Genomic DNA, 22,898 nt, shown 5'->3' on the forward strand with positions numbered 1-22,898 from the left:
ATTGGGGGGCGGGCCCCGAACGATCCGCCCCTCTCACGACGTTCCTCCTGCGGACGACCTAAGGCCGGTGCGGCAACGCACCGGCCCTTTTTTATGTCTGCGGCGGGGTCGCGGTCATTTGGTGCGGAAGCTCTGCCCGTGCGGTGTCGCCGATGAAGCGCGCCCACACGCCGCCCGGGCGCCAGATCGCGTCGAGCGCGGGGCGCGCCTGCGCTTCGTCCCAGCCGAGCACCTCGCGCCGATAGCGATAGAGGAAGGCCGAAACGCGCGCATTGACGATGCAGTGGACGTGTACCGGCCGCGTGCCGCGATCGGCCATTGCCGCGCAGAAGCGCTCGAAATCCGCGTCGGTCGGCGCATCGAACACGACCGGGATGTGGATGTAGCGCATCCCCAGCGCGGCGACCGTGGCCGCTTCGTCGGGCAGGGCGCGCGGATGATCGTGCAAGGCGAGATTGATGACATCGCGCACGCCCAGCGCTGCGATCGCGGCGAGCTGTTCGCCGCTCGGCTGGCCCGATGTCGTCAAGTGATCGTCGAGACGATGCCAGTTTGGAACATAGATTGGGTCGCCCATGCGGGCTCCTTTCAAGCGAGGGTGCCCAGGCGAGCGGCGGCCGGGTCCGCGCTCCACGGTGGTGCCCCGCCTGCTTCGCCAGTCACGCGAACGCGGCGATCCTAGTCGCGCGGGCCCTTGCCCTCAACCGGCTCGTCGGTCGTGACGGCGTCCGTGTCGCGCGGCTTCGCACGCAGCCGTCGCGCGGCGAGCGCGGCGCCGAGCAGGAAGCCGCCCGGCACCAACACCACCGCTGCCGTCAACGCGACCCGATTCCAATCCTTGCGGTCCATGCCGCGGCATCTAGCCGATCAGGCGAGGTCCGCCGCCACGAAATCGGCACAACGTTCCCCGATCATGATCGACGGCGCATTGGTGTTGCCCGAGACGAGCTTGGGCATGACCGAGGCATCGGCGACATAAAGGCCCTCGACCCCGCGGACGCGCAGCCGCGGGTCGCACACCGCATCCTCGTCCGATCCCATCCGCGCGGTCCCGACCGGGTGATAGACCGTATCGGCGCGCGCGCGTATCAAGCGTTCGAGCGCGTCGTCGTCGCGCAAGTCGATCGGATAGCGATCGCGGCCCTGATGGTCGCTGAGCGGTGGCGCCTCGAGGATGCGATACATCGCGCGGACGCCGCGCATCATCGTCGCCATGTCGCGCGGATCGCTGAAGAACGCCGGGTCGATCAGCGGAGCCACGCGCGCATCGCTCGAGGCGAGCCGCACCGTGCCGTGGCTTTCGGGCCGCAGCACGCAGACGTGGCACGAATAGCCATGCCCCGGCACTTGCGTGCGGCCGTGATCCTCGAGCGCGGCGACGACGAAGTGGAGCTGGACGTCGGGCGCGGGGGCGTGCGGATCGGTGGTTAGGAAGGCGCCCGCCTCGGCGAACGGGGTCGTCATCATCCCCTCGCGCTTGCGCAGCCACTGGAACAGCGCGCCCGCCATATCGAGCTTGCCCTTGAGCGAATTGCCGACGAAGCTCTTGCCCGGCGTCTCGAAGGCCGCGACATAATCGATATGGTCCTGCAGATTGGCGCCGACCGCCGCGCGATCGACCCGCACCGATATGCCCTGCTCGCGCAGATGCGCCCCCGGCCCGATCCCCGACAGCATCAGGATCTGCGGCGTCCCGAACACCCCGGCGGCTAGCACGACGGCCTTGCGTGCGCGGATCACCTTCGACTCGCCACCCTGCAGATAGGCGACGCCCCAGGCGCGCCCGTCCTCGAACAGCACGCGCTCGACGGTGACGCCGGTGAGCACGTGCAACGCCGGATTGTCGGGCGCGTCACCCAGATACGCGCGTGCCGAGGTCCAGCGCTCGCCGCCCTTCTGCGTCACTTGGTAGAGCCCGATCCCCTCCTGCCGCGCGCCGTTGAAATCGTCGTTGCGCGGGATCTGCAGCGACGCGCCGGCCTCGACGAAATCGCGGCTGCCGGGATTGGCGTGGTGCTGCTCGCTCACCCACAGCGGTCCGTCGCCGCCGTGATAAGCGTCGCCGCCGCGGACATTATGCTCGCTGCGCTTGAACCACGGCAGCACGTCGTCATACGACCAGCCGGGGCAGCCGAGCGCCGCCCAATTGTCGTAATCCCATTTGTTGCCGCGGATATAGATCATCGCGTTGATCGCGCTCGACCCGCCGAGCCCCTTGCCGCGCGGCTGGTGCCCGCGCCGGCCGCCGAGCCCGGCTTGCGGGACGGTCTCGTAATTCCAGTTGGTCTTGTCGGTCTGGAACGCGAGGAACGCCGGAATGCGGGTGCGGAGCCCCGTGTTGCGGCCCCCCGCCTCGAGCAAGGCGACCGAGAATTTCCCGCCATCGCTCAAGCGCCCGGCCGCCGCCGCGCCGCCCGAACCGCCCCCGATGACCACGATATCGGCTTCTTCCACGCGCTCTCTCCTGCTCGCGGCGCTTTAGCGCGCCTTTGTATCGCTCGATCGCCACTGCGCCTTGATCGTCTCGGACGTGTCGCGGCTACCGTCGTGGCTCCACCCGGGCGGCATCACCAGATAGCCGAGCTTGGCACGAAGCCCCGGCGCCCGCCAGACGTCTTGCGCGATCCCGATCCATTCGTGCGTCGCAGCCCATAACAGATTGAACGAGCCGAGATTCTTGACGATGCCATAGCGCGGTCGATCGTCGGCGCGCTCAGGCTCGAAGGTGCCGAACAGGCGGTCCCAGACGATGAAGACGCCGGCATAATTGGTGTCGAGATAGCGCGGATTGGTCGCGTGATGGACACGGTGGTGCGACGGCGTGTTCATCACCGCCTCGAACCAGCGCGGCATCCGGTCGATCATCTCGGTGTGGATCCAGAACTGATAGATCAGGTTGAGCCCGGCGACGAACACCAGCATCGCCGGCGGAAAGCCGATCAGCAGCAGCGGCAGGCGGAAGATGAAGCCTAGCGAGACGAAGCCCGTCCAGGTCTGCCGCAGCGCGGTCGACAGATTATAATGCTGGCTCGAATGGTGGATGACATGGCTCGCCCAGAACCAGCGGACGCGGTGGGCCGAGCGGTGGAAGACGTAATAAAACAGGTCGTCGAGCACGAAGGCGAGGACGAACCAATACCAGGCATAGCCGATGTCGAAGAGCCGGAATTGCCACACCCAGAGCGACAGCGCAAAGACCAGTCCGACCGACAGCGCGCCGGCGACGGTGCTGCCGAGGCCGAGCGCAAGCGACACGAGCGTGTCCTTGGGCTCGTAACGCGTGCGATCCTTGATCCGCGCGACGATCATCTCGGCAAGGACGAGCGCGATGAAGCCGGGGACGGCGTAGTGGACGGGATCGGGCAGGTCCATACGCACTGTTTACACCAGTGTCAGTGGGATCCGTAAAGAGCCAATATCGCGCGGGCGGTCAGTGGTACGTCGTGCCGCGCGTGACGCTGTCCTCGATCGCGCGGACATCGGCTTCGAGCACGCCGAACAGCAGCACCGCGCCGAACTGGCGTTCGCCCGTTTCGACGCGCACACCCTCGATCGCCTGAGTGAGCCGCAATGGTGCGATCAGCCGCCGGGCGGCGACTTTTGCACCGTGGCGTTTCAGCAGCGCAAGCGCCCCGTTTCCAGCGACGAGCGCGGCATTCCCGTCGGTCCCGATCACCGCCCCATGCGCGACGAAGCCGGCGAGCATCTGCTCGGCGGTCTCGCGTGCTTGCGCCTTGCTCGAAATGCGCGCCTCGCCGAGTCGCATCCAGCGCGCGACCAGCGCCAGGCCGAGCACTCCGGCGACGCTTAATCCAAGTTGCGTCCAGTCCATCGCCTTGCTGTCACGCCGGCGTAGAAAGCGCGTCGAGCAGCGGGCGAAGTCCGGTGAGATCGTATCCGGCGGCGGCGGCTTTCGTCATCGCCGTATCGGGATGCATGCCGCCCTTGACGACCGCGAGCGCCCAGAGGTTGCACGAGCGCGTTCCCGAGCGGCAGTATGCCAGCACCGGCCCCTTGGCCTCGGCAAGCACCGCCGCCATCGCGTCGATCTGCGGATGCGAGAATCCGGCGTGCGTCACCGGGATCGCGGTGTAGGTCAGGCCAGCGGCCTCGGCGGCGGCGGCGATCTCGGCACCGCTCGGCTGGCCCATATCCTCGCCATCGGGGCGGTTGTTGACGATTGCGGTGAAGCCCGCGGCGGCAAGCTCGCCCATCGCGTCGGGCGAGATTTGCGGAGCGACCGCGATGGTCGGATCAATGGTGCGGAGCGTGGTCATGGACTTGCTTCTAGCTCGCACGGCAGCGCGGCGGAAGCGGCAGATTTGGTTCGCGCAGAGGCGCGGAGGCGCGGAGGGAAAACGGCGGGCGAACGCGCTGTTAAATCAAACGGCCCGCGCGCGACCGGGAAACCGTAGTCTTTTTCCCTGCGCCTCAGCGCCCCTGCGCGAACAAATTTTCACGCAAAGCCGCGAAGACACGAAGAAGGGGAGTGATGATCCCGCCGCCTATCGCTTCGCGCTTTCGCGTGAAACTCGAGCGCTCAGAACCGTCGCAGGACCCCGAGAAACGCCTCGCCATAGGCCTCGAGCTTGCGCGCACCTACGCCGGTGATGTGCCCCATCGCCGAGAGCGACGAAGGCCGCGTCGTCGCCATCTCGCGCAGCACCGAATCGTGGAAGATGACGTAAGGCGGCACGCTCGCCTCGAGTGCGAGTTCGCGGCGCTTGGTGCGCAACGCCTCGAACAGCGGTTCGCCGGTCGGGTTGGGCACGCTGCCAGCGCTTCCGCGCCGCCGCCGCTCGCGCTTGGGCGGGACGATCAGCGCGACGTGTTCGCCCTCTTTCAAGATGCCGCGGGCGCCCGGCCCAAACTCCAACCCGCCGAAATCGTTCGCGCGCAGCGCGTCGCGCAGCAGCAGCGCCCGCCCGACCGGCTTGATCAGCGCGGCTTCCTCAGGGCTAGAGGCGATCCCGAATACGCCGAGCGTCTCGTGGCCGTTCATCAGGCTGCGCTCGCTCGACTGGCCCATCAGGACTTGCTCGATATAGCCCGCGCCAAAGCTCTGCCCCGTGCGAAAGACCGCGGAGAGGAATTTCCTCGCCACCTCCGTCGCATCGACCGCGGCGGGCGGGTTGAGACAATTGTCGCAATTGCCGCAATTCTCGGGACTGTCGTCGCCGAAATGCTTGAGCAGGATGCGCCGCCGGCATCCGGCGGTCTCGGCCAGCGCGCCGAGGGCGGCGAGCCGCTGGCGCTCGCCCGGCTGGCGCGCCGGCTCGACCTCGCCGATCCGCTGCCGCGCGCGCGCGAAATCCTCGGCGCCCCAGAATAGATGCGCCACCGCAGGATCGCCATCGCGCCCCGCGCGGCCGGTCTCCTGATAATAGCTCTCGATCGATTTGGGCAGCCCGGCGTGGGCCACGAAACGCACATCGGGCTTGTCGATCCCCATTCCGAACGCGACCGTCGCGCACATCACCATGTCCTCGCTCGCCACGAAATCGGCCTGGTTCTTCGCGCGGACATGCGGATCGAGCCCGGCATGATAGGCGCGCGTCGGTCGTCCGGTCTTGCTCAGCGCCTCGGCCATCTTTTCGGTGCCGGCGCGGCTCTGCAGATAGACGATGCCTGCGCCGGGGGTCTCGGCGATCAGGTCGGCGATCTGGCGCGTCGCATTGTCCTTCGGCGAGATGCGATACTGGATGTTCGGCCGGTCGAACCCCGCGACGATCATGCCATCGTGCGGGATGCCGAGCTGTTCGAGAATGTCCGCGCGCGTCACGGCGTCGGCGGTCGCGGTCAGCGCGAGCCGCGGTACATCCGGGAATGCGTCGAGCAGCGGCCGCAGCAGGCGGTAATCGGGCCGGAAATCATGCCCCCATTCGGACACGCAATGCGCCTCGTCGATCGCGAACAGCCCGATCGGGGCGCGCGCGAGCAACTCGCGGAATGCGCCGCCCGAGGCACGCTCGGGCGCGACATAGAGCAGGTCGAGCTCGCCGCGGCGAAAGCGCGCGATCGTCTCGGCTTGGTCGGTATCGACCGAGGTCAGCGTCGCTGCGCGGATCCCGATCGCGGTCGCGGCGCGCAGCTGGTCGTGCATCAGCGCGATCAGCGGCGAGACGACGACACACGTCCCCTCGAGCACCACCGCGGGCAATTGATAGCACAGCGACTTGCCCGCGCCGGTCGGCATTACCGCAAGCGTCCGCGCGCCGGCGAGCACGCGCTCGACCACCGCCCCCTGCACGCCGCGAAACGCCGGGAAGCCGAAGGTCGATTGGAGGACGGGGAGGGGGTCGATCATTTACGCGAAACCAAGAATAAGAAGGAGAGCCTGATCGACACGCTGCATGTCGGTCTCGGACAAACGGCCGATCACTCGGCCAAACTGCTGGTGATCCACGGTCACCAAAATGTCGACCGCGACGTCTGAAATCGCTTCAAGGCCATTCTGCGCGTCGGGCAAGACCCTCGGGCGAAGGTCGCGTGCCTCCCCTCTCGCGGTCTGGCATAATGCCACGAGACGATGCGGCGTATCGCCAAAAGCGTCACCCTGCACAACCAAGACCGGGCGAGGCTTGCCGCCATAGCCGCTTCACGATCGAGCTTTAACGCTCTGTTTCGCGGTCGAGGCGTTCGAGCACGACGTCGGTCATCGCGCCAGCGAACGCCATCGCTTCGCGGTCATCCTCGACATGCGCCCACAACCACTCTCGCGTCTTGCGGGCTTCCTCCTGAAACTCCGGCGTCGTCGTGTCCGGCAACCAGAAAGTCTTCGGCCGCAATCCCTGCGCGCGGAGTGCCGCGCGACGCTTCGCGACCCGCTCGGCGCTGGTCATCGGTCGCTCCATGCCCATCGCCACGCTCCTTCCGCCCAAGCGTTACATGTAACGTCCACCCCCCAAAATCACAAGATGTTTACCCCTTGTTCTTGCGCGCGGGCGCGTTCCCGGTGCAAGCGGACGCACATGGAAACAGTCCGCGACAACAAGGCCGAGCAGGAATTCGAGCTGACCGTCGGCCGCCACCGCGCGGTCGCGGCGTATCAGATGGAAGGCGACACGATCGTCTTCACGCACACGCTCGTGCCCAAAGCGGTCGCCGGGCATGGGGCCGCGACCAAACTGGTCCGCGCCGCGCTCGACAGCGCGCGCGACCGCGGGTTGAAGGTCATCCCGCAATGCCCGTTCGTCGCCGCCTATATCGACAAGCATCCGGAATATCGCGATTTATTGTGACGCTGCCGTGGTTTGGCCCCAATCTGCGGCAAGATCGAGCTGAACTCGAACGGGGCAGCCGACCATGATGATCCACCTTCGCATGCTTATGGGCTGCTCGATCCTGGCGATCGGTCTCGGCGCGGCGGCACCAGATCCCGTCTATACCGTGCGCGACGATGGCATTGTCTCCGCGAGCGTCGGCGGAGCGCAGGGCACGCTGCGCATCGACCCGGGTGCCCCCGCGCTCCCGATCCTGGCGAAACCCTATGCGCTTCGCGCCGGACTCAAGTCGGGCATGTTCGGTCTCCATTACAAGGTTGGCCCGAGCGGGGTACACGGCGTGACCGCGGTGACGCGCCTGATCGTCGACGGAATGGAGATCCGGCGGCGCGTCGGCTGGTTCGACACGCCCTATGCGACCGGCGCCGACGGCGTGATCGGGCCCGGTGGCCTGCCTGCACCGGTGGTGCGCTTCGAGCTCCATGCTCCGCGCCCAGGTGAGCGAACGCTCGACCTCCCGCTCGTCGACGGCGGCGCGCTGATCGGCAATTGGGGCGGGCTGTTCGGCGAGATCATCGTCGGCGGCGTGCCGATGAAGGTCCGCTTCGACCTGCACCACCGCCTGTCGCTTGCCAGCGCCGGCGCGGCACAGCGCATCGCTGCGGCACAGGGGGGTGCATTGACCGGGCCGGTCGACCAGGCCGAGATCGCCTTCGGTATCGCGCGGCCGGTCCGGCGTATGACGCTCACCATTCCGTTCGTGATCGGGCCGATGGCGCTGAACGCTCTGCACGTGCGCGTATCGGACTATGGCAATGCGGCGACGATCCGCGATGCCGACGTGACCCCCGATCCCGAAGAGATCATCGTGACCGGCAAAGCCAAGCGTGATCCCTCGCGCGACCGCCTGTCGATCGGCCGTGATGCGCTCGAGCAATGCTCGTCGATCACCTTCGACAAGCCTGCCAAGCGGATCCGGCTGAGCTGCCTCTGACGCTTATTCCGCGGCGAGCGTTTCCTCGGCGCGTTCCTGCGCCTGGCGGTTCCACATCTCGGCATAGAGGCCGTCCTTGCGCAGCAGCGCAGCGTGGCTCCCGCGCTCGACAACTTGCCCCGCCTCGAGCACGACGATCTCGTCGGCATGCACGACGGTCGACAGCCGATGCGCGATGACGATCGTCGTGCGCCCGCGCTCGATCGCCTGGAGCGTGTCGAGGATCTCGCCCTCGGTGCGGCTGTCGAGCGCCGACGTCGCTTCGTCGAGGATCAGCACGGGCGGATTCTTGAGCAAGGTCCGCGCGATCGCGACGCGCTGCTTCTCGCCGCCCGACAGCTTCAATCCGCGCTCGCCGACGCGCGTGCCATAGCCCTGCGGCTGGCGTTCGATGAAGCCGGCGATCGCCGCCCCGCGCGCGGCAGTCTCGATCTCGTCCTGCCCCGCACCCTCACGGCCATAGCCGATATTGTAGCCGATCGTGTCGTTGAACAGCACGGTGTCCTGCGGCACGATCCCGATCGCCGAGCGCAGCGACGCCTGCGTCACCTGGGCAATGTCCTGCCCGTCGACGGTGATCCGCCCGCCGGTGAGATCGTAAAAGCGGTACAGCAACCGCGCGAGCGTGCTCTTGCCCGCGCCCGACGGCCCGACCACGGCGAGCGTCTTGCCCGCCGGGATATCGAGGTCGATCCCCTTGAGGATCGGCATCCCCTTGTCATAGCCGAAGCGGACATTCTCGAACCGGACATGCCCGCGCGCCACCACCAGCGGCGGCGCGCCGGGCGCGTCGACCACTTCGGACGGCGTATCGATCAAGTCGAACATCGCGCCCATGTCGATCACGCCCTGGCGGATCGTACGGTAAACCATTCCGAGCAGGTCGAGCGGCCGGAACAGCTGCGACAGCAAGGTCGAGACGAACACCACGTCGCCCGCCGAGAACGCCCCACGCCCCCAGCCCCAGGCGACGAACGCCATTCCGCCGCCGAGCATCGCATTGGTGATAAGCGCTTGCCCGACGTTGAGCCAGGCGAGCGAATTCTCAGACGTCACCGCGGCGTTGGCATAAGCCGCCATCGCCGCGTCGTAGCGCTTCCCCTCGCGCTCCTCCGCGCCGAAATATTTCACCGTCTCGAAATTGAGCAGCGAATCGACCGCGTGGCTGACCGCACCCGTGTCGAGATCGTTCATCCGCGTGCGCAAGGCGGCGCGCCAGTCGGTCACCATCCGCGTGAACCAGATATAGATCGCCACCATCACCACAGTCGCGGCAACCAGCCCCCAGCCGAAGCTCGAGCGGAAGATGTTGAGCACGAGGACGAGTTCGAGCACCGTCGGCGCGATGTTGAACAGCATGAAATAGAGCATCGTATCGATGCTCTTCGTCCCGCGCTCGACCACCTTGGTGACCGCACCTGTCCGCCGTTCGAGATGGAAGCGCAGCGACAATTGGTGGAGATGGCGGAACACGCTCGCCGCCAGCCGCCGCGTCGCATCCTGCCCGACACGCTCGAACACCGTGTTGCGCAGATTGTCGAACAAGGTCGTCGAGAAGCGCGCCCCGGCATAGCCGAGGACGAGCGCGATCACGATCCACACCGCGCCGCGCTCCCCCTGCGCCATCCGGTCGACTGCCCATTTCAGCGTGTAGGCGCTGGCATAGACCTGCGTGACCTTCGACACGATGACGAGCAGCATCGCACCGACGATGCGCAGCCGGAGAACCGGCGCATCCTTCGGCCACAGATAGGGTACGAAACGCCGGAGCGTAGGCAGCATCGGCCGTTCGGGCGTGGTCGAGGTGGTGGCTGTATCGGGGGGCATCTGTCCTTCATGTAGGCGCAGTCAAGCGCGACCGAAAGCGTCTCATGGAACAAGCAAGGCAGTTCGTCGGTTTTTGCTACGAACGGAGACGGTTATGGACCCGCTTTTCTACGTCATGGCGATCATGGGATGCGGCGACGGCAGCTCGGCCTGTCAGCAGGCGCGCGTCGAACAGGTGCAATATCGTTCGATCGGCGAATGCCAGCGCGCAATGCCCGCAGCGCTCGCGCGCAACAGCGATGTCGACTATCCCGTGGTGACCGCATCGTGCCGCGCAACGGGCGAGCGCATGGCGCAAACCAAGGCAAGCGTGACACGCGGATGATCGCCATCGCGCGATAGCCTGCTATAGCCCGCACGACAGGGGCGCGCCGTGCGGAAATTGACTGCAATCATCGTCGGAAGCTTGGTATCGCTCGCGCTCGTTGCCGCGATCGAGAGCCTTAGCGCGACGCTGTACCCCGTTTCGGGCGACATCGCCGCGGCCGACCGTGCGACGCTGCTCGCGATGATCACCGGAATCCCGCTCCCGGCGAAACTCATCATTGTGGCAGGTTGGCTGATCGCCCCGTTCGCCGGGGTCTGGTTGTGCCTGCGCATCGGGGACTGGCCGATCGGAGGGTGGCTGGTGACAGCCATCTACCTCGTCGCCGCGATCGCCGGGCAAATCAACGTGCCGCATCCTGCGTGGATGGCACTGTGCGCGGTGCTCTTCCCGTTGCTTGGCGCGTGGCTCGCACAGCGTGCTCACCGCAAACCCTATCCCGGTGAGCCCTTGCTCGGATAAACGGGGGTCAGCCCTCCGGGTCGATCGTCCCACTGCCATCCTGGATCGGCAGCGCCCAGCGGATCTGCTCGCGCAGCAACGATTCGAGGTCCTTTGCACCGACGACATGCGCGGTCGCGCGTTTGCGCAACAAGGCGGCGAGTAGCGAAGCGCGGCTGTCGGGCGCTTGTGCGATTCGTCCGCGCGACAGGGCTTTGGCGAACTGGACGGAGAGCGCGGTCATCGAATCAAGGCCTTTATCCAGGCCCGTGACCTAAGCTTGCAGACGTGCAGAACGTCTCACCGAAAGGGGTTAGCGCCGCCTTCAGCGTTGCGCGGACGAGTCCAGAGTGCGCGATCACGCGGCGACGGAGGATAGGCCTGCGCGCGGCGCCGCGCCGCGAAGTATGCCTTGCCGATCATCGCGAGCTTCGCCGCGCTCGATGTCGTCACGCGGCCATCCCATGCGCGCGGCCCCAACGCCGCGACACCGCGCGCGATCGCGCCATAGATGTCGGCCGCCGCCAGCACCGCCCAGGCCGAACGAAACGACAGCGCCGGGGTGCCGTGGCGTGCGCTCGCCTCATAGCCCGCTGCCAGATCCGCAAGCCGCACGCCAAGCACGCCAAGCGCCGCGCGATGTTCGGGGGCAAGCAGCGTGTCGGGGCTCAGGCCCATTTCGTCGAGCCACTCCTGCGGCAAATAGCACCGCCCGGCGCGCGCATCCTCGGCGATGTCGCGCGCGATATTGGCGAGCTGGAACGCCATCCCCAGGTCGGACGCGCGATCAAGCGTGGCTTCGTCGCTTGGCGCGACCCCCATCGCGATCGCCATCATGCACCCGACCGCACCCGCGACATGGTAGCAATATTGGTAGAGATCGGCCTCGCTCCGCGGGCGCCAGCCTTCGGCATCGAGCGCGAAGCCCGCGATCAGATCGTGCGCGAGGGCAGGAGGGAGTGCGGTCTCCGCCGCGAAGAGCCGGAGCGCGTCGAACGCCGGATCGCCGACCACCTCGCCCGCGAGCGCAGCGTCGGTCTTCGCTGCGATTTCCGCGAGGCGTGCGGGACCATCGTCGACCCCGGTCATGTCATGGCCGTGATCCTGGCCATCGGCGATATCGTCGCACGCGCGGCACCAGGCGTAGAGCAGCCAGGCGCGTTCGCGCGTCGGCCGATCGAACAGCTTGCTCGCCGCGGCAAAGCTCTTTGATCCGCGCGAGATCGATTCCTGCGCGGTCGCGACGATCGCATCGCGACTGGGCAAGGCGGTGTTGCTCACAAGTCTTTCGCACCGATCTTGGTGATCGTCACGATCGGCTCGGGCGCGGCCATCTGGTCGAGCAGGCTGTCGAGCGCGGTGTCGATCAGCAGGATCCCGTGGTGCTGCGGCCGCAGGAAACCGACCTCGCCCATGTGGCGATAAAAAGCGACGAGATGGTCGTAATAGCCCGCGATGTTGAGCAGCCCGACGGGCTTGGCGTGATAGCCGATCTGCGCCCAGCTCAGGGCTTCCCACAATTCGTCCATCGTACCGGTGCCGCCGGGCAAATTGACGAACCCGTCGGACAGATCGGTGAACGCCTGTTTGCGCTGGTGCATCGTCTCGACGACGTGGAGCTCGGTCAGCCCGCGATGCGCGACCTCGGCGTCGACCAAAGCCTGCGGGATGATCCCGATCACCTCGCCACCGGCTTCGAGCGCGCTATCGGCGACCGCGCCCATCAGCCCGAGCTTGCCGCCGCCATAGACGACGCCGATGCCGCGCTCGGCCAGCGTCCGCCCGACCTGGCGCGCGCAGTCGATATAGACGGGATCGGCCGGGGTGGCCGATCCGCAATAAATCGCGAGCCGCTTCATTTTATCGTTCGCCTTCCAGCATTAGCGCCGCGGTCGCCTTGGCGCTGCCCACCACGCCGGGAATCCCGGCGCCGGGGTGCGTGCCGGCACCGACGAAATAGAGGTTCGGGATATGGTCGTCGCGATTGTGCACGCGGAACCACGCGCTCTGCGTCAGGAGCGGCTCCAGCGAAAAGGCGCTGCCGAGATGCGCGTTGAGATCGGCCGCAAAGTCGTTCGGCGCATAATGGAATTTGGTGACGATCCGCGAATGGATGTCGGGGATCAGCCGCCGCCCGATCTCGTCGAGGATGCGCTTTTCGAGGATCGGCCCGATCTCGTCCCAATCGACCGGGAACTTGCCCATGTGCGGCACCGGCGCGAGCGCATAGAAGGTCGAATGCCCCTCGGGCGCCATCGACGGATCGGTGACGGTCGGGTGGTGCAGATAGAGCGAGAAATCCTCGGGCAGCACACCGTGATCGTAAATGTCGCTGAGCAGCCCCTTATAGCGCGGCCCGAACAGGATCGTGTGGTGCGGGATCCCCGGCCACGTCCCCGTGATCCCGAAATGGACGACAAACAGCGACGGCGAATAGCGTTTGCGCGCGAGCGCCTTCCTGGTGCGCTGCGCACTGCGCGACGACTTGAGCAGATCGCGATAGATGTGCATCACGTCGCCATTGCACGCGACCATGTCGGCATCCTGGTGCCAGCCGCTCGCGGTGGTGACGCCGGTCGCGCGGTCGCCGAGCGTGGCGATGTCGACCGCGGCGTCGCCGAGCCGCAGCACGCCGCCGAGCCGTTCGAAATGCGTGACCATCGCGTCGATCAGCTTGCTGGTCCCGCCCATCGCGAACCACACGCCGCCGTCTTTCTCGAGCTTGTGGATCAGCGCGTAGATCGCGGATGTGTTCATCGGGTTTCCGCCGACGAGCAGCGTATGGAACGACAGCGCCTGGCGGAGATGCTCGTCCTTCACGTAGGACGACACGATCGAATAGACCGAGCGCCACGCCTGGTATTTGGCGAGCGCGGGCGCTGCCTTGATCATTGAGGCGAAGTCGAGGAACGCGACATGGCCGAGCTTGCGATAGCCCTCCTCATACACGCCGGCGGCATAGTCGAGGAACTTGGCATAGCCCGCGACATCGTCGGGGTTGAGCTTGGCGATCTCGGCATTGAGCGCGGGCTCGTCGTTCGAATAATCGAACACCGTGCCGTCGGGCCAGTTGAGCCGGTAGAACGGCATGACGGGCGCGAGCGTCACGTCGTCGGCCATGTCGCGCCCGGTCAGCGCCCACAATTCCTGCAGGCACGGCGGATCGGTGATGACGGTCGGCCCGGCGTCGAACACGAAGCCGTCCTTCTCCCAGACGTACGCGCGGCCCCCGGCCTTGTCGCGCGCCTCGAGCAGCGTCGTCTCGATCCCCGCCGATTGCAGCCGGATCGCCAGCGCCAGCCCGCCAAACCCGGCGCCGATGACGATCGCGGTCCGCGCCGGTGCGCGCACCGGATGCGAGCTCATGCCTTCACCCCGCCCGGCAGCACGCCGATCGCGCGCAAAGCGCGGCTGATCGGTACCGGCGGCTTGCCGGTCAGGATCCGTGCCTTGTCCATCATCGTCGAGCGTCCTGCATAAAAGCGCCGCACCAGGCGCTGGTCGAGCCGGTAGAAGCGTTCGAGAACACGATAGCGTTCCTCGGGCTCGGCGGCGCGAAAGAGCATCTTGTCGAGCATACGGTAGAAGCCGCGCGCCTGCCACGTCCGTTTCGCATAGGCATGCGTCAGCGTGTGCAGTCCCTCGCCCGACAGGTCGCGCGCCGTGGCGATCAGCGCGGCGAGCCGCACCGCATCGGGTAGCGAATAGCCGGTCGTCGGGTGGAACAGCCCCGCACGCATCCCGGCCTTGGCGACCTTGTTGCCGCCAGACTGCCAATAGGCCTCGAAATCGCCGCCCATCGTCACCGGCAGGACGCCCGATTCCTCGCGGATGACCGTATGCGTCGCCCAGCCATGCGCCGCGGCATAAGCGCGTACGCGATCGGCGATCGGGTCGGCATTGTTGCCGCTGCCGGGTTGCGGCCGGTACAGATCGGGGGTGTCGCTGTAATAGGTGTCTTCGATGAACAGCCGGGTCGGCGACAGCGGCAGTGTGTAGACGAAGCGATAGCCGTCGATCTGCTCGACCGTCGCGTCCATCACGATCGGACGCGTGAGCCCGTGCGGCGTATCCAGCTCGAACTCGATCCCGACAAACTTCTGCCAGCCCAGATCGAGCAGCCCGAGATCGCCCGGCCCGCGCGTGTCGATCACGCCCTTGGCCTCGAGCCGGTCGCCGTCGGCGAACACCACTGCGGTCGGTCCCGCCGCGAGCACCTTGCGACCGGTCATCAGCCTGTGTGCCGGCAATTCGGCGCGCAGCGTCGCATCGAGCCGCTCGGATTCGATCGAATAATAGGCGCTGTCGAGCGTCCGGCGGTGCGCCGGAAAGGCAATGTCATAGCTTTTCCAGCCATAACTGACGAGCGGCGCGACGATCCAGCGATCGGCATCGCGCACGTCGCTGGCGAAGAACGACCAGAGATGGTTGCCACCGAAGCGATCGGATCGCTCGACGATCCGCACGTCGAGCTCGGGCCGCTGCTTGGCGAGCGCCAGGGCGATCAACCCACCGGCAAGCCCGCCACCGACGATGGCGATGTCGCAGGAGAGAGTCTCTGGCATAGCCATTGCGATAGCCGAAATGTGGCAAGGTGCAAGCGCAGCGGGCGATCGTGGGACGCGCCGCAGACGCTGGCCGGTGCGGCGAATCTCCCTGACTTGCGGGGCTGGCTGCGCTACACCGCAGGAATGTTGCTCGCGATCCTCGCCGCCACGCTCGTCATGTCGCTGATCGTCGGCGTGCGCTATCTGATCGTCTCGGGGGCATTCGCCGCGGCAACGCGCGTCAGGCATCCCGGCCTCTACGACGGCCTGACGCCGCAGATCCGTCGCGAGATTGGCTGGAGCCTTGCCTCGGCGGTGATTTACGGCGTGCCGGCGGGCGTCGTCGCCTGGGGATGGCAGAATCTCGGCTGGACGCGGATCTACACCGATTTGCACAGCTACCCCTTATGGTATGCGCCGGTGTCGGTGCTGCTGTACCTGATCGCGCACGACACGTGGTTTTATTGGACGCATCGCTGGATGCACACGCCGCGCGCGTTCAAGCTCGCGCACGCGGTGCATCACGACAGCCGCCCGCCGACGGCGTGGGCGGCGATGGCGTTCCATCCGATCGAGGCGATCGCCGGCGCTGTGATAATTCCGCTACTTGTCTTCCTTATTCCCATCAATATCGGCTGCCTCGGCTTGGTCCTCGCGATCATGACGGTTATGGGGGTTACCAATCATATGGGTTGGGAAGTCTTTCCCCGGTTCATGTGGAATGGACCATTGGGGGCATGGCTGATCACGGCCAGCCATCACCAACGGCACCACGATCTCTATCGAGGAAATTATGGTCTCTATTTCCGTTTCTGGGATCGGCTCTGCGGCACCGACAAAGGTGTCGGCGATTTTGTCAAAGCGCATGCGCAGGCTCGCGTGCGTCGGCGGCGCGTCGGCGGTGGTGTTGCTGGCGCTGCCGGGGGCGGTGGCAACGAGTGACCTGTCGGTCGATCTCACCAATCTGCGGTCGCACAAGGGATCGGTCCGCGTCTGCCTGACCGCCGACCCGCAGAACTTCCCCGCGTGCATCGACGATGCGCAGGCCGTGACGCGCTCCATACCCGCGACAGCCGGCAGCTTGCGCTTCGATGGGCTGACGCACGGCGATTATGCCGTCGCGGTGATCCATGACGAGAACAACAACCGCAAGCTCGACACCTTCGCAGGAATTCCGCGCGAAGGCTTTGGTTTTTCTCGTAATCCGGCAGTGAGCTTTGGCCCGCCGCGCTTTGCTGCGGCCCGCTTCACGCTGACAGGTGATGCAGATCGGCAACAGATCAAAATGCGTTATCTGCTCTAGCTTACATTTTCGGACCCAAAGCGTTGCGCGAGCGTTACGGCCCCAAATCCTTAGATTCTGGAGCTACCCCGTGATCGATCGTCGCTTTCTTATATCCGCCGCCACCCTGCTGATCGCCAGTGCGGCCCCGGCGTTTGCGCAAAGCGCGCCGCCCGCCCCGGCGGACAACGACCAGATCGCCGCCGACTTCAACAAGGATTCGGTCACGGTCGGCATCGGTGGCGCCTACCTTCCCGATTATGACGGCTCGAACGAGTATCGCTTCGTGCCGGCACCCGCCGCGATCGGCTCGGTCAAGGGCTTCAACTTCTCGGTGATCGGCAACCGTGCCAGCATCGATCTGATCCCGAACCGCCCGGGCCAGTCGATCGATCTGCAATTCGGTCCGATCGGCGTGATCAATTTCGACCGCTCGAGCATCAAGAACATCGACGACGTCCGCGTCCGCGCACTCGGCAAGCGCAGCACCGCGCTCGAGCTCGGTGGCTATATCGGCATCGGCAAGACCGGCGTGATCACCAGCCCGTATGACAAGATCTCGGTGTCGGTCAGCTATCGCAAGGGCGTGACCGGCGCGCACAATAGCGGGATCTGGCAGCCGAGCTTCACCTATCTGACGCCACTCAGCCGCAAGGCCGCGGTCGGCATCCTCGCCTCGGCACAGCATGTCGGGCAGGGCTATGCCGACACCTATTTCAGCATCACGCCGACGCAGAGCCTCGCGAGCGGCCTTCCGACGTACGCGGCACGCTCGGGCTGGAAGAACTATTCGGTCGGCGGTTTCGCGACCTATTCGCTGACCGGCAATTTGCTCCACGGCGTTAAGGTCGTCGCCGGCGGTACCTATTCGCGGTCGCTGGGGGACTTCTCCTACGCCCCGATCGTTCGCATCGCCGGCTCGCCCAACCAGTGGCTGGGCGCCGTCGGGCTCGCTTACACCTTCTAACCCCGGCGCAATTCAGCGCAGGTTCAGGACCCGCCGTGGAACACAACTCGTGGTTCCACGGCGGGTTTTCGTTTGCGCGCGGATCGTCGGGAATGGCCGACGCTCCAGCTATTCGGGTCTTGCGCCGTCGCGCGCGAGGTGCCACGCCAGCGCCGCACTATAGCGTTTCCAGCAAAAGGGTTCGCCCCAATGACCGACACCGAAGACCAGCTGATCGAGCGCCTCGAAGCCCGCGCCGACCGTCGGAATGAGCGCCGCGAATTCTTCCGCACAGCCCTTGGAGCCGGTGCGGTCGCCGCCGTCGGCGCCGCCGCCGTCGCGGTCGGGACCAGCGCATCGGCGCAGGCGACGTCGGAAACCGACATCCTCAATTTCGCGCTCAACCTCGAATATCTCGAGGCGCAATTCTATTCCTACGCCGTCTTCGGTACGGGCTTGCCCAACAGCCAGCTCACCCCGGGCAGCGCCAGCACGACGACGCAGGGAACGGTCACGGGTGGCCGCCAGGTCAGCTTCAGCGATCCGCTCGTCGCGCAATATGCGCGCGAGATCGCCGGTGACGAAACGCAGCACGTCGCCTTCCTTCGCAGCCAGCTCGGCACCGTCGCCGTCGCGCAGCCCGCGATCGACATCGGCAGCACCGCCACGAGCGCCTTCACGGTCGCTGCGCGCGCCGCCGGCCTCGCGACCAATGCAAGCGGCGCGGTCGACAACGTCAACGGCACTTTCGACCCTTACGCCAACGACCAGAACTTCCTGCTTGCCGCCTTCCTGTTCGAAGATGTCGGCGTCACCGCCTATAAGGGCGCGGCCTCGCTGCTGACGACCAAGGCCTATATCGACGCGGCGGCGGGCATCCTCGCCGCGGAGGCCTATCATGCCTCGATCATCCGCACCGTGCTGTACAGCAAGGGCCTGGCGACGCCGTCGCTGCGCACTGCGGCGGGCGCGATCTCCGACGTTCGCGACAAGCTCGACGGGACCTCGGACGACGATCAGGGCATTGCCTCGGCAGTCGTCGCGAACAGCCAGTTCGCCGCGCTCAACGGCCTGACGGCATCGAACATCGTCCCCACCGGGCTCGACGGCATCGCCTATGGCCGCTCGACCGGGAACGTGCTCAATATCGTCTACCTCAACAGTCTGGCTGTCGCGAAGGGGGGCTTCTTCCCCAATGGGCTCAATGGCACCATCGTGACCAGCACCGCGAATTGAGCCGCCCGATACCTTCAGCCTGACGCCTTCCAGCTTGCCCGAACGGGAGTTCCCCAGTGATCGATAGCGACATCCTCTTGCAGGTTCTCGACGCCGGCGAACGCCGCCGCGCCGAGCGCCGTAATTTCCTGCGCAGCGCTGGCGTCGCCTCGCTCGCCGTTGGCGGCGCATCGCTGCTGTCGGCCTGCGGCGGCAGCGGCTCGACGAGCACCGATCCAGGCGCGACGGCGACCGCAACGCCGACGCCGAGCCCGAGCTCGACCAGCACGCTGCAGGATCAGGACACGCTCAACTTCGCGCTCAACCTCGAATATCTCGAAGCGCAGTTCTACAGCTTTGCCGTTACCGGCGCAGGGCTGCCCAATGCGTTGATCGCCAAGGGCGATGGCAACCAGACCGTCCAAGGCACCGTGACGGGCGGCCGCAAGGTCACTTTCACCGATCCGATCGTCCAGCAATATGCGGTCGAGATCGCCGCCGACGAAGTCGCCCATGTCGCCTTCCTGCGTTCGGCACTTGGTGCTGCGGCGGTTGCGATGCCGTCGATCAACATCGATGGTGGCGCCAATGGCGCCTTCTCGGCCGCCGCGCGCGCCGCCGGGATCGCAACCACCAATGGCGTCGTCGATCGCGTCAACGGCACCTTCGACCCTTACGCCAGCGACGAGAACTTCCTGCTCGGTGCGTTCATCTTCGAAGATGTCGGCGTGACCGCATACAAGGGCGCTGCGCAGACGATCAACACGACGTTGCTGCTCGATGCCGCTGCGGGCATCCTCGCGACCGAGGCTTACCACGCCGGCCTGATCCGGACCGTGCTCTATTCGAAGGGCCTCGCCACCCCGAGCCTGCGCGTCAATGCCAACCTGATCAGCGACGCGCGCGATAGCCTCGATGGTACGAGCGACATCGATCAGGGCATTACCGGAACCGCGACGACATCCAACCTCGTTCCGGTCGATGCCAACGGCCTGGTCTACGGCCGTACCGCAGGCCAAGTGCTCAACGTCGTCTATCTCAACAAGAACGCCGTGGTCGGCGGGGGCTTCTTCCCCAATGGTTTCAATGGCAACATCCGCACCAGCGCCGCAAACTAGTTGCACGCGGCGCGCGAGCGCCTAGACTGACGCCATTCCCCGGGGGGCTGCTGTTCGGCGGCTGAGAGGGGGGCACGAGCCCCCGACCCGCATCAACCTGATCCCGTTAATACGGGCGTAGGGAGGGAGCGGTGGCCGCCCGGAAACCGTCTTTGCTCCTTGCGATTTTGGAGCGAAGAGCATGGCAGATATCCCGGCGCGTACCGAAATCGGCGTGACGACTGGCCCGATCCGTGGCTCACGCAAGATCTACGTGCCCTCGGTGGCAATTCCCGGGCCAGGCGTCGCGATGCGTGAGATCCTGCTTGAACCATCGTGTGGCGAGCCGCCGCTACGCGTTTACGACACGTCGGGGCCCTATACCGACCCCAAAGCGCGGATCGATATCCACGTCGGCTTGCCGACGCTGCGGCGCGACTGGATTCTCGCACGCGGCGACGTCGAGGAATACACTGCGCGCGAAATTCGCCCCGAAGACAATGGCTTGAGCGGCCCCGATCGTTCGACTGGCTTACCGCAATATCCCAATGTCGTTAAACGCCCGCTGCGCGCCAGGCCTAGCGCCAATGTCAGCCAGATGCACTATGCGCGACGCGGCATCATCACCCCCGAGATGGAATATGTCGCGATCCGCGAGAATCTCGGGCGCGCTGCCGCCAAGGAAAAGCTGATCCGCGACGGCCAGGACTTCGGCGCATCGATCCCCGATTACGTGACGCCCGAATTCGTCCGCGACGAAATCGCGCGGGGGCGGGCGATCCTTCCCAACAACATCAACCATCCCGAATCCGAACCGATGGCGATCGGCCGCAACTTCCTGGTCAAGATCAACGCCAATATCGGCAACTCCGCCGTTGCGAGCAACGTCGCGGCCGAGGTCGACAAGATGGTCTGGTCGATCCGCTGGGGCGCCGACACGGTGATGGACCTGTCGACTGGCCGCAACATCCACGACACGCGCGAATGGATCCTGCGCAACAGCCCCGTGCCGATCGGCACCGTGCCGATCTACCAAGCGCTCGAAAAGGTCGGCGGCGTTGCCGAGGACCTCACCTGGGACATCTTCCGCGACACGCTGATCGAACAGGCCGAGCAGGGCGTCGATTACTTCACGATCCATGCCGGCGTGCGGCTCGCCTATATCCCGATGACCGCGAAGCGCGTCACCGGGATCGTCTCGCGGGGCGGATCGATCATGGCGAAATGGTGCCTCGCGCACCACAAGGAGAGCTTCCTCTACGAGCGGTTCGACGAGATCACCGAGATCATGAAGGCGTATGACATCGCCTACTCGCTCGGCGACGGCCTGCGACCTGGCTCGATCGCCGACGCCAACGACGAAGCGCAGTTCAGCGAGCTCTACACGCTCGGCGAACTCACCCACCGCGCTTGGAAGAGCGACGTCCAAGTGATGATCGAAGGCCCCGGCCATGTGCCGATGCACAAGATCAAGGAGAATATGGAAAAGCAGCTCGAAGTGTGCGGCGAGGCGCCCTTCTATACGCTCGGGCCGCTCACCACCGATATCGCACCGGGCTATGACCATATCACCAGCGGGATCGGCGCGGCCATGATCGGGTGGTATGGCACCGCGATGCTCTGCTACGTCACGCCGAAGGAGCATCTCGGACTCCCCGATCGTGATGACGTCAAGGTCGGCGTGGTGACCTACAAGCTTGCCGCGCACGCCGCCGATCTCGCCAAGGGCCATCCCGCCGCCAAGATGCGCGACGATGCGGTCAGCCGCGCGCGCTTCGAATTCCGCTGGCGCGACCAGTTCAACCTGTCGCTCGATCCCGATACGGCGGAACTCTATCATGACGAGACGCTCCCCGCGGAGGGCGCAAAGACCGCGCATTTCTGTTCGATGTGCGGGCCGAAATTCTGCTCGATGAAGATCACGCAGGAAGTGCGCGATTTTGCGGCGAAGCAGAACCAGCCGGCGGACGGCTTCCTCGCCGCAACGCCGATGGTCGATGAGGCCGACGCCGACCGCGCCGCGTTCGCACGCGGTGTGCAGGCCGAGGCGGGCATGGCTGAAATGAGCGCCACGTTCAAAGCAAAGGGCAGCGAGCTCTACCTGCCCGCGACCGAGTGACCTGCCGGTCCGGCGGACGCCCGAAGTGTCCGCCGGCCGCGGATCAGATACGCTCGCCGGTCAGCCGCTGGCACACCATGTCGAGTTGATCGAGCGTCGAATAGGACAGCGTCAGCGTGCCCCCCTTGGCGCTGTGCGCGACACGCACCGACAGGCCCAGCAGATCGGCCAGCTGATGCTCGAGCGCCGCGAGATCGGGATCTCGCCCCTCGCTGTCGCGCTGGCCGCGCGGCGCAGGCTTGGCAGCGCGCGCCATACGCTCGGTATCGCGCACCGACAGACCGCGCGCGACGACCTGGTCCGCCAGCGTCTCGACATCGGGCGCGCCGATCAGCGCGCGCGCATGCCCCATCGTCAGCGCACCATTGACGACGCGCTCCTGCACCGGGGTCGGCAGCTCGAGCAGACGCAGCAGATTGGCGATGTGGCTGCGCGACTTGTTGACCAGCTTGCCTAGCGCTTCCTGCGTGTGACCGAAATCCTCGATCAAGCGATGATACGCTTCGGCCTCTTCGATCGCATTGAGGTCTTGCCGCTGGATATTCTCGACGAGCGCGACTTCGAGCGTTTCGGTATCATCGAACGCCCGCACGATGACCGGCACCTCGTGCAGCCGCGCACGCTGGGCAGCGCGCCAGCGGCGCTCGCCTGCGACGATCTGATAGCCGGTGCCGTGCGGCCGCACGACGATTGGCTGCAACACCCCGCGCAGCGCGATCGATTGCGCGAGTTCCTCGAGTGCGGCTTCGTCGAAGTGCCGCCGCGGCTGGCCCGGATGCGGCGTCAGCGAGCCGACGGGGAGCGAGCGCACACCCGGCGAGGCATTCTCCTTGCCTTCACCGACGGGCTCTTCGCGCGCCAAATCTCCCATCAAGGCGTTGA

General features: G+C 66.1%; 25 protein-coding genes, 1 pseudogene and 2 riboswitches. Of the genes and pseudogenes, 10 read left to right on the top strand and 16 right to left on the bottom strand.

The window, feature by feature from the left end:
• Nucleotides 1-91: 91 nt before the first annotated feature.
• The 9 genes and pseudogenes from ACP7C5_RS12540 to ACP7C5_RS12580 all read right to left on the bottom strand — a co-directional run bounded on the left by ACP7C5_RS12540 (nt 92) and on the right by ACP7C5_RS12580 (nt 6,842).
• Nucleotides 92-577 carry a protein tyrosine phosphatase family protein gene (locus ACP7C5_RS12540; protein ID WP_426264494.1) on the bottom strand — a complete coding sequence of 162 codons (486 nt, stop codon included), beginning with the start codon at nt 575-577 and terminating at the stop codon, nt 92-94.
• A gap of 16 nt (nt 578-593) precedes the next feature.
• A riboswitch (ZMP/ZTP riboswitch) is annotated at nt 594-673 on the bottom strand.
• 5 nt (nt 674-678) lie between these two features.
• Nucleotides 679-849: a hypothetical protein gene (locus tag ACP7C5_RS12545; RefSeq protein ID WP_165954420.1), complete on the bottom strand. Its 171-nt coding sequence runs from the start codon at nt 847-849 to the stop codon at nt 679-681.
• An 18-nt stretch (nt 850-867) separates the two neighbouring features.
• Nucleotides 868-2,454, bottom strand: a complete 1,587-nt coding sequence (locus ACP7C5_RS12550; RefSeq protein WP_426264495.1) for a GMC family oxidoreductase — start codon at nt 2,452-2,454, stop codon at nt 868-870.
• Nucleotides 2,455-2,478: 24 nt separating this feature from the next.
• Nucleotides 2,479-3,372, bottom strand: a complete 894-nt coding sequence (locus ACP7C5_RS12555; protein WP_426264496.1) for a sterol desaturase family protein — start codon at nt 3,370-3,372, stop codon at nt 2,479-2,481.
• 58 nt (nt 3,373-3,430) lie between these two features.
• Nucleotides 3,431-3,832, bottom strand: coding sequence for a hypothetical protein (locus ACP7C5_RS12560; protein WP_354287587.1), 402 nt, complete (start codon nt 3,830-3,832; stop codon nt 3,431-3,433).
• Nucleotides 3,833-3,842: 10 nt separating this feature from the next.
• Nucleotides 3,843-4,277 (bottom strand): TIGR01244 family sulfur transferase, encoded by a 435-nt coding sequence (locus ACP7C5_RS12565; RefSeq protein WP_426264497.1) that lies wholly within the window; start codon nt 4,275-4,277, stop codon nt 3,843-3,845.
• A gap of 263 nt (nt 4,278-4,540) precedes the next feature.
• Nucleotides 4,541-6,307 carry a DNA helicase RecQ gene (gene recQ / locus ACP7C5_RS12570; protein ID WP_426264498.1) on the bottom strand — a complete coding sequence of 589 codons (1,767 nt, stop codon included), beginning with the start codon at nt 6,305-6,307 and terminating at the stop codon, nt 4,541-4,543.
• Nucleotides 6,308-6,574, bottom strand: a pseudogene (locus ACP7C5_RS12575) (type II toxin-antitoxin system PemK/MazF family toxin); the annotation flags it as partial. It abuts the gene before it with no gap.
• A gap of 37 nt (nt 6,575-6,611) precedes the next feature.
• Nucleotides 6,612-6,842, bottom strand: coding sequence for an antitoxin MazE-like protein (locus ACP7C5_RS12580; RefSeq protein ID WP_322161588.1), 231 nt, complete (start codon nt 6,840-6,842; stop codon nt 6,612-6,614).
• Between the two features lie 129 nt (nt 6,843-6,971).
• On the opposite strand from ACP7C5_RS12580, the gene ACP7C5_RS12585 reads away from it, so the two are divergent.
• Nucleotides 6,972-7,241: a GNAT family N-acetyltransferase gene (locus ACP7C5_RS12585; protein WP_133191305.1), complete on the top strand. Its 270-nt coding sequence runs from the start codon at nt 6,972-6,974 to the stop codon at nt 7,239-7,241.
• Between the two features lie 64 nt (nt 7,242-7,305).
• On the top strand, nt 7,306-8,217 hold the full coding sequence (locus ACP7C5_RS12590) for a hypothetical protein (protein WP_426264499.1): 912 nt from the start codon (nt 7,306-7,308) through the stop codon (nt 8,215-8,217).
• Between the two features lie 3 nt (nt 8,218-8,220).
• On the opposite strand, the gene ACP7C5_RS12595 is transcribed toward ACP7C5_RS12590, so the two are convergent.
• Nucleotides 8,221-10,044 (bottom strand): ABCB family ABC transporter ATP-binding protein/permease, encoded by a 1,824-nt coding sequence (locus ACP7C5_RS12595; protein WP_426264500.1) that lies wholly within the window; start codon nt 10,042-10,044, stop codon nt 8,221-8,223.
• A gap of 94 nt (nt 10,045-10,138) precedes the next feature.
• Here ACP7C5_RS12595 and ACP7C5_RS12600 point away from each other — a divergent pair, with 94 nt between their 5' ends.
• The gene (locus tag ACP7C5_RS12600) at nt 10,139-10,369 is read left to right on the top strand and encodes a hypothetical protein (protein WP_133191303.1); all 231 of its coding nucleotides are present in this window, start codon (nt 10,139-10,141) and stop codon (nt 10,367-10,369) included.
• Nucleotides 10,370-10,417: 48 nt separating this feature from the next.
• Nucleotides 10,418-10,831 carry a hypothetical protein gene (locus ACP7C5_RS12605; RefSeq protein ID WP_426264501.1) on the top strand — a complete coding sequence of 138 codons (414 nt, stop codon included), beginning with the start codon at nt 10,418-10,420 and terminating at the stop codon, nt 10,829-10,831.
• A 7-nt stretch (nt 10,832-10,838) separates the two neighbouring features.
• Here ACP7C5_RS12605 and ACP7C5_RS12610 read toward each other — a convergent pair whose 3' ends face one another.
• Genes ACP7C5_RS12610 through crtY form a run of 5 tightly spaced genes read right to left on the bottom strand, consistent with a single transcriptional unit; the run spans nt 10,839 to nt 15,375 of the window.
• Nucleotides 10,839-11,054 carry a hypothetical protein gene (locus tag ACP7C5_RS12610; protein ID WP_426264502.1) on the bottom strand — a complete coding sequence of 72 codons (216 nt, stop codon included), beginning with the start codon at nt 11,052-11,054 and terminating at the stop codon, nt 10,839-10,841.
• Between the two features lie 56 nt (nt 11,055-11,110).
• Nucleotides 11,111-12,091: a phytoene/squalene synthase family protein gene (locus ACP7C5_RS12615; protein ID WP_426264503.1), complete on the bottom strand. Its 981-nt coding sequence runs from the start codon at nt 12,089-12,091 to the stop codon at nt 11,111-11,113.
• Nucleotides 12,088-12,669 (bottom strand): TIGR00730 family Rossman fold protein, encoded by a 582-nt coding sequence (locus tag ACP7C5_RS12620; RefSeq protein WP_426264504.1) that lies wholly within the window; start codon nt 12,667-12,669, stop codon nt 12,088-12,090. Before ACP7C5_RS12620 ends, ACP7C5_RS12615 begins: the two co-directional genes overlap by 4 nt.
• Before the next feature lies 1 nt (nt 12,670).
• A complete protein-coding gene (locus tag ACP7C5_RS12625) occupies nt 12,671-14,176 on the bottom strand; it encodes a phytoene desaturase (protein WP_189676503.1) in 1,506 nt (501 codons plus the stop codon).
• On the bottom strand, nt 14,173-15,375 hold the full coding sequence (crtY, locus tag ACP7C5_RS12630) for a lycopene beta-cyclase CrtY (RefSeq protein ID WP_133191298.1): 1,203 nt from the start codon (nt 15,373-15,375) through the stop codon (nt 14,173-14,175). Before crtY ends, ACP7C5_RS12625 begins: the two co-directional genes overlap by 4 nt.
• A gap of 126 nt (nt 15,376-15,501) precedes the next feature.
• Between crtY and ACP7C5_RS12635 the strand changes: the two genes are divergently transcribed.
• From ACP7C5_RS12635 to thiC, 6 genes are all read left to right on the top strand, one after another.
• Nucleotides 15,502-16,299: a sterol desaturase family protein gene (locus ACP7C5_RS12635; protein ID WP_426264619.1), complete on the top strand. Its 798-nt coding sequence runs from the start codon at nt 15,502-15,504 to the stop codon at nt 16,297-16,299.
• Entirely contained in the window at nt 16,262-16,660 is a 399-nt protein-coding gene (locus ACP7C5_RS12640) for a DUF2141 domain-containing protein (RefSeq protein ID WP_426264505.1), read from the top strand. Before ACP7C5_RS12635 ends, ACP7C5_RS12640 begins: the two co-directional genes overlap by 38 nt.
• A gap of 70 nt (nt 16,661-16,730) precedes the next feature.
• A complete protein-coding gene (locus ACP7C5_RS12645) occupies nt 16,731-17,606 on the top strand; it encodes a MipA/OmpV family protein (protein ID WP_322161569.1) in 876 nt (291 codons plus the stop codon).
• Between the two features lie 189 nt (nt 17,607-17,795).
• Nucleotides 17,796-18,821, top strand: coding sequence for a ferritin-like domain-containing protein (locus ACP7C5_RS12650; RefSeq protein WP_133191293.1), 1,026 nt, complete (start codon nt 17,796-17,798; stop codon nt 18,819-18,821).
• 56 nt (nt 18,822-18,877) lie between these two features.
• The gene (locus ACP7C5_RS12655; RefSeq protein ID WP_426264506.1) at nt 18,878-19,918 is read left to right on the top strand and encodes a ferritin-like domain-containing protein; all 1,041 of its coding nucleotides are present in this window, start codon (nt 18,878-18,880) and stop codon (nt 19,916-19,918) included.
• A gap of 30 nt (nt 19,919-19,948) precedes the next feature.
• Nucleotides 19,949-20,059: riboswitch (TPP riboswitch) on the top strand.
• Nucleotides 20,060-20,099: 40 nt separating this feature from the next.
• Complete coding sequence (gene thiC, locus ACP7C5_RS12660) at nt 20,100-22,016, top strand: phosphomethylpyrimidine synthase ThiC (RefSeq protein WP_426264507.1); 1,917 nt, start codon at nt 20,100-20,102, stop codon at nt 22,014-22,016.
• A gap of 43 nt (nt 22,017-22,059) precedes the next feature.
• Here the strand turns inward: thiC and ACP7C5_RS12665 are convergent, their stop codons facing one another.
• Nucleotides 22,060-22,887 carry a ParB/RepB/Spo0J family partition protein gene (locus ACP7C5_RS12665; protein ID WP_416194514.1) on the bottom strand — a complete coding sequence of 276 codons (828 nt, stop codon included), beginning with the start codon at nt 22,885-22,887 and terminating at the stop codon, nt 22,060-22,062.
• Nucleotides 22,888-22,898 lie beyond the last annotated feature (11 nt).

This window comes from Sphingomonas sp. PWP1-2 (genome assembly GCF_049898305.1).
Classification (GTDB): Bacteria; Pseudomonadota; Alphaproteobacteria; order Sphingomonadales; family Sphingomonadaceae; genus Sphingomonas; species Sphingomonas glacialis.

Excerpts from the sequence above, each read along its gene's own strand:
- recQ (WP_426264498.1), bottom strand. The coding sequence starts at position 6,307 with ATGATCGACCCCCTCCCCGTCCTCCAATCGACCTTCGGCTTCCCGGCG.
- ACP7C5_RS12585 (WP_133191305.1), top strand. The coding sequence starts at position 6,972 with ATGGAAACAGTCCGCGACAACAAGGCCGAGCAGGAATTCGAGCTGACC.
- ACP7C5_RS12610 (WP_426264502.1), bottom strand. The coding sequence starts at position 11,054 with ATGACCGCGCTCTCCGTCCAGTTCGCCAAAGCCCTGTCGCGCGGACGA.
- ACP7C5_RS12635 (WP_426264619.1), top strand. The coding sequence starts at position 15,502 with ATGTTGCTCGCGATCCTCGCCGCCACGCTCGTCATGTCGCTGATCGTC.
- ACP7C5_RS12560 (WP_354287587.1), bottom strand. The coding sequence starts at position 3,832 with ATGGACTGGACGCAACTTGGATTAAGCGTCGCCGGAGTGCTCGGCCTG.
- ACP7C5_RS12595 (WP_426264500.1), bottom strand. The coding sequence starts at position 10,044 with ATGCCCCCCGATACAGCCACCACCTCGACCACGCCCGAACGGCCGATG.
- ACP7C5_RS12540 (WP_426264494.1), bottom strand. The coding sequence starts at position 577 with ATGGGCGACCCAATCTATGTTCCAAACTGGCATCGTCTCGACGATCAC.
- ACP7C5_RS12665 (WP_416194514.1), bottom strand. The coding sequence starts at position 22,887 with ATGGGAGATTTGGCGCGCGAAGAGCCCGTCGGTGAAGGCAAGGAGAAT.
- ACP7C5_RS12565 (WP_426264497.1), bottom strand. The coding sequence starts at position 4,277 with ATGACCACGCTCCGCACCATTGATCCGACCATCGCGGTCGCTCCGCAA.
- ACP7C5_RS12650 (WP_133191293.1), top strand. The coding sequence starts at position 17,796 with ATGACCGACACCGAAGACCAGCTGATCGAGCGCCTCGAAGCCCGCGCC.
- ACP7C5_RS12545 (WP_165954420.1), bottom strand. The coding sequence starts at position 849 with ATGGACCGCAAGGATTGGAATCGGGTCGCGTTGACGGCAGCGGTGGTG.
- ACP7C5_RS12555 (WP_426264496.1), bottom strand. The coding sequence starts at position 3,372 with ATGGACCTGCCCGATCCCGTCCACTACGCCGTCCCCGGCTTCATCGCG.
- ACP7C5_RS12580 (WP_322161588.1), bottom strand. The coding sequence starts at position 6,842 with ATGACCAGCGCCGAGCGGGTCGCGAAGCGTCGCGCGGCACTCCGCGCG.
- ACP7C5_RS12620 (WP_426264504.1), bottom strand. The coding sequence starts at position 12,669 with ATGAAGCGGCTCGCGATTTATTGCGGATCGGCCACCCCGGCCGATCCC.
- crtY (WP_133191298.1), bottom strand. The coding sequence starts at position 15,375 with ATGCCAGAGACTCTCTCCTGCGACATCGCCATCGTCGGTGGCGGGCTT.
- ACP7C5_RS12600 (WP_133191303.1), top strand. The coding sequence starts at position 10,139 with ATGGACCCGCTTTTCTACGTCATGGCGATCATGGGATGCGGCGACGGC.
- ACP7C5_RS12625 (WP_189676503.1), bottom strand. The coding sequence starts at position 14,176 with ATGAGCTCGCATCCGGTGCGCGCACCGGCGCGGACCGCGATCGTCATC.
- thiC (WP_426264507.1), top strand. The coding sequence starts at position 20,100 with ATGGCAGATATCCCGGCGCGTACCGAAATCGGCGTGACGACTGGCCCG.
- ACP7C5_RS12590 (WP_426264499.1), top strand. The coding sequence starts at position 7,306 with ATGATGATCCACCTTCGCATGCTTATGGGCTGCTCGATCCTGGCGATC.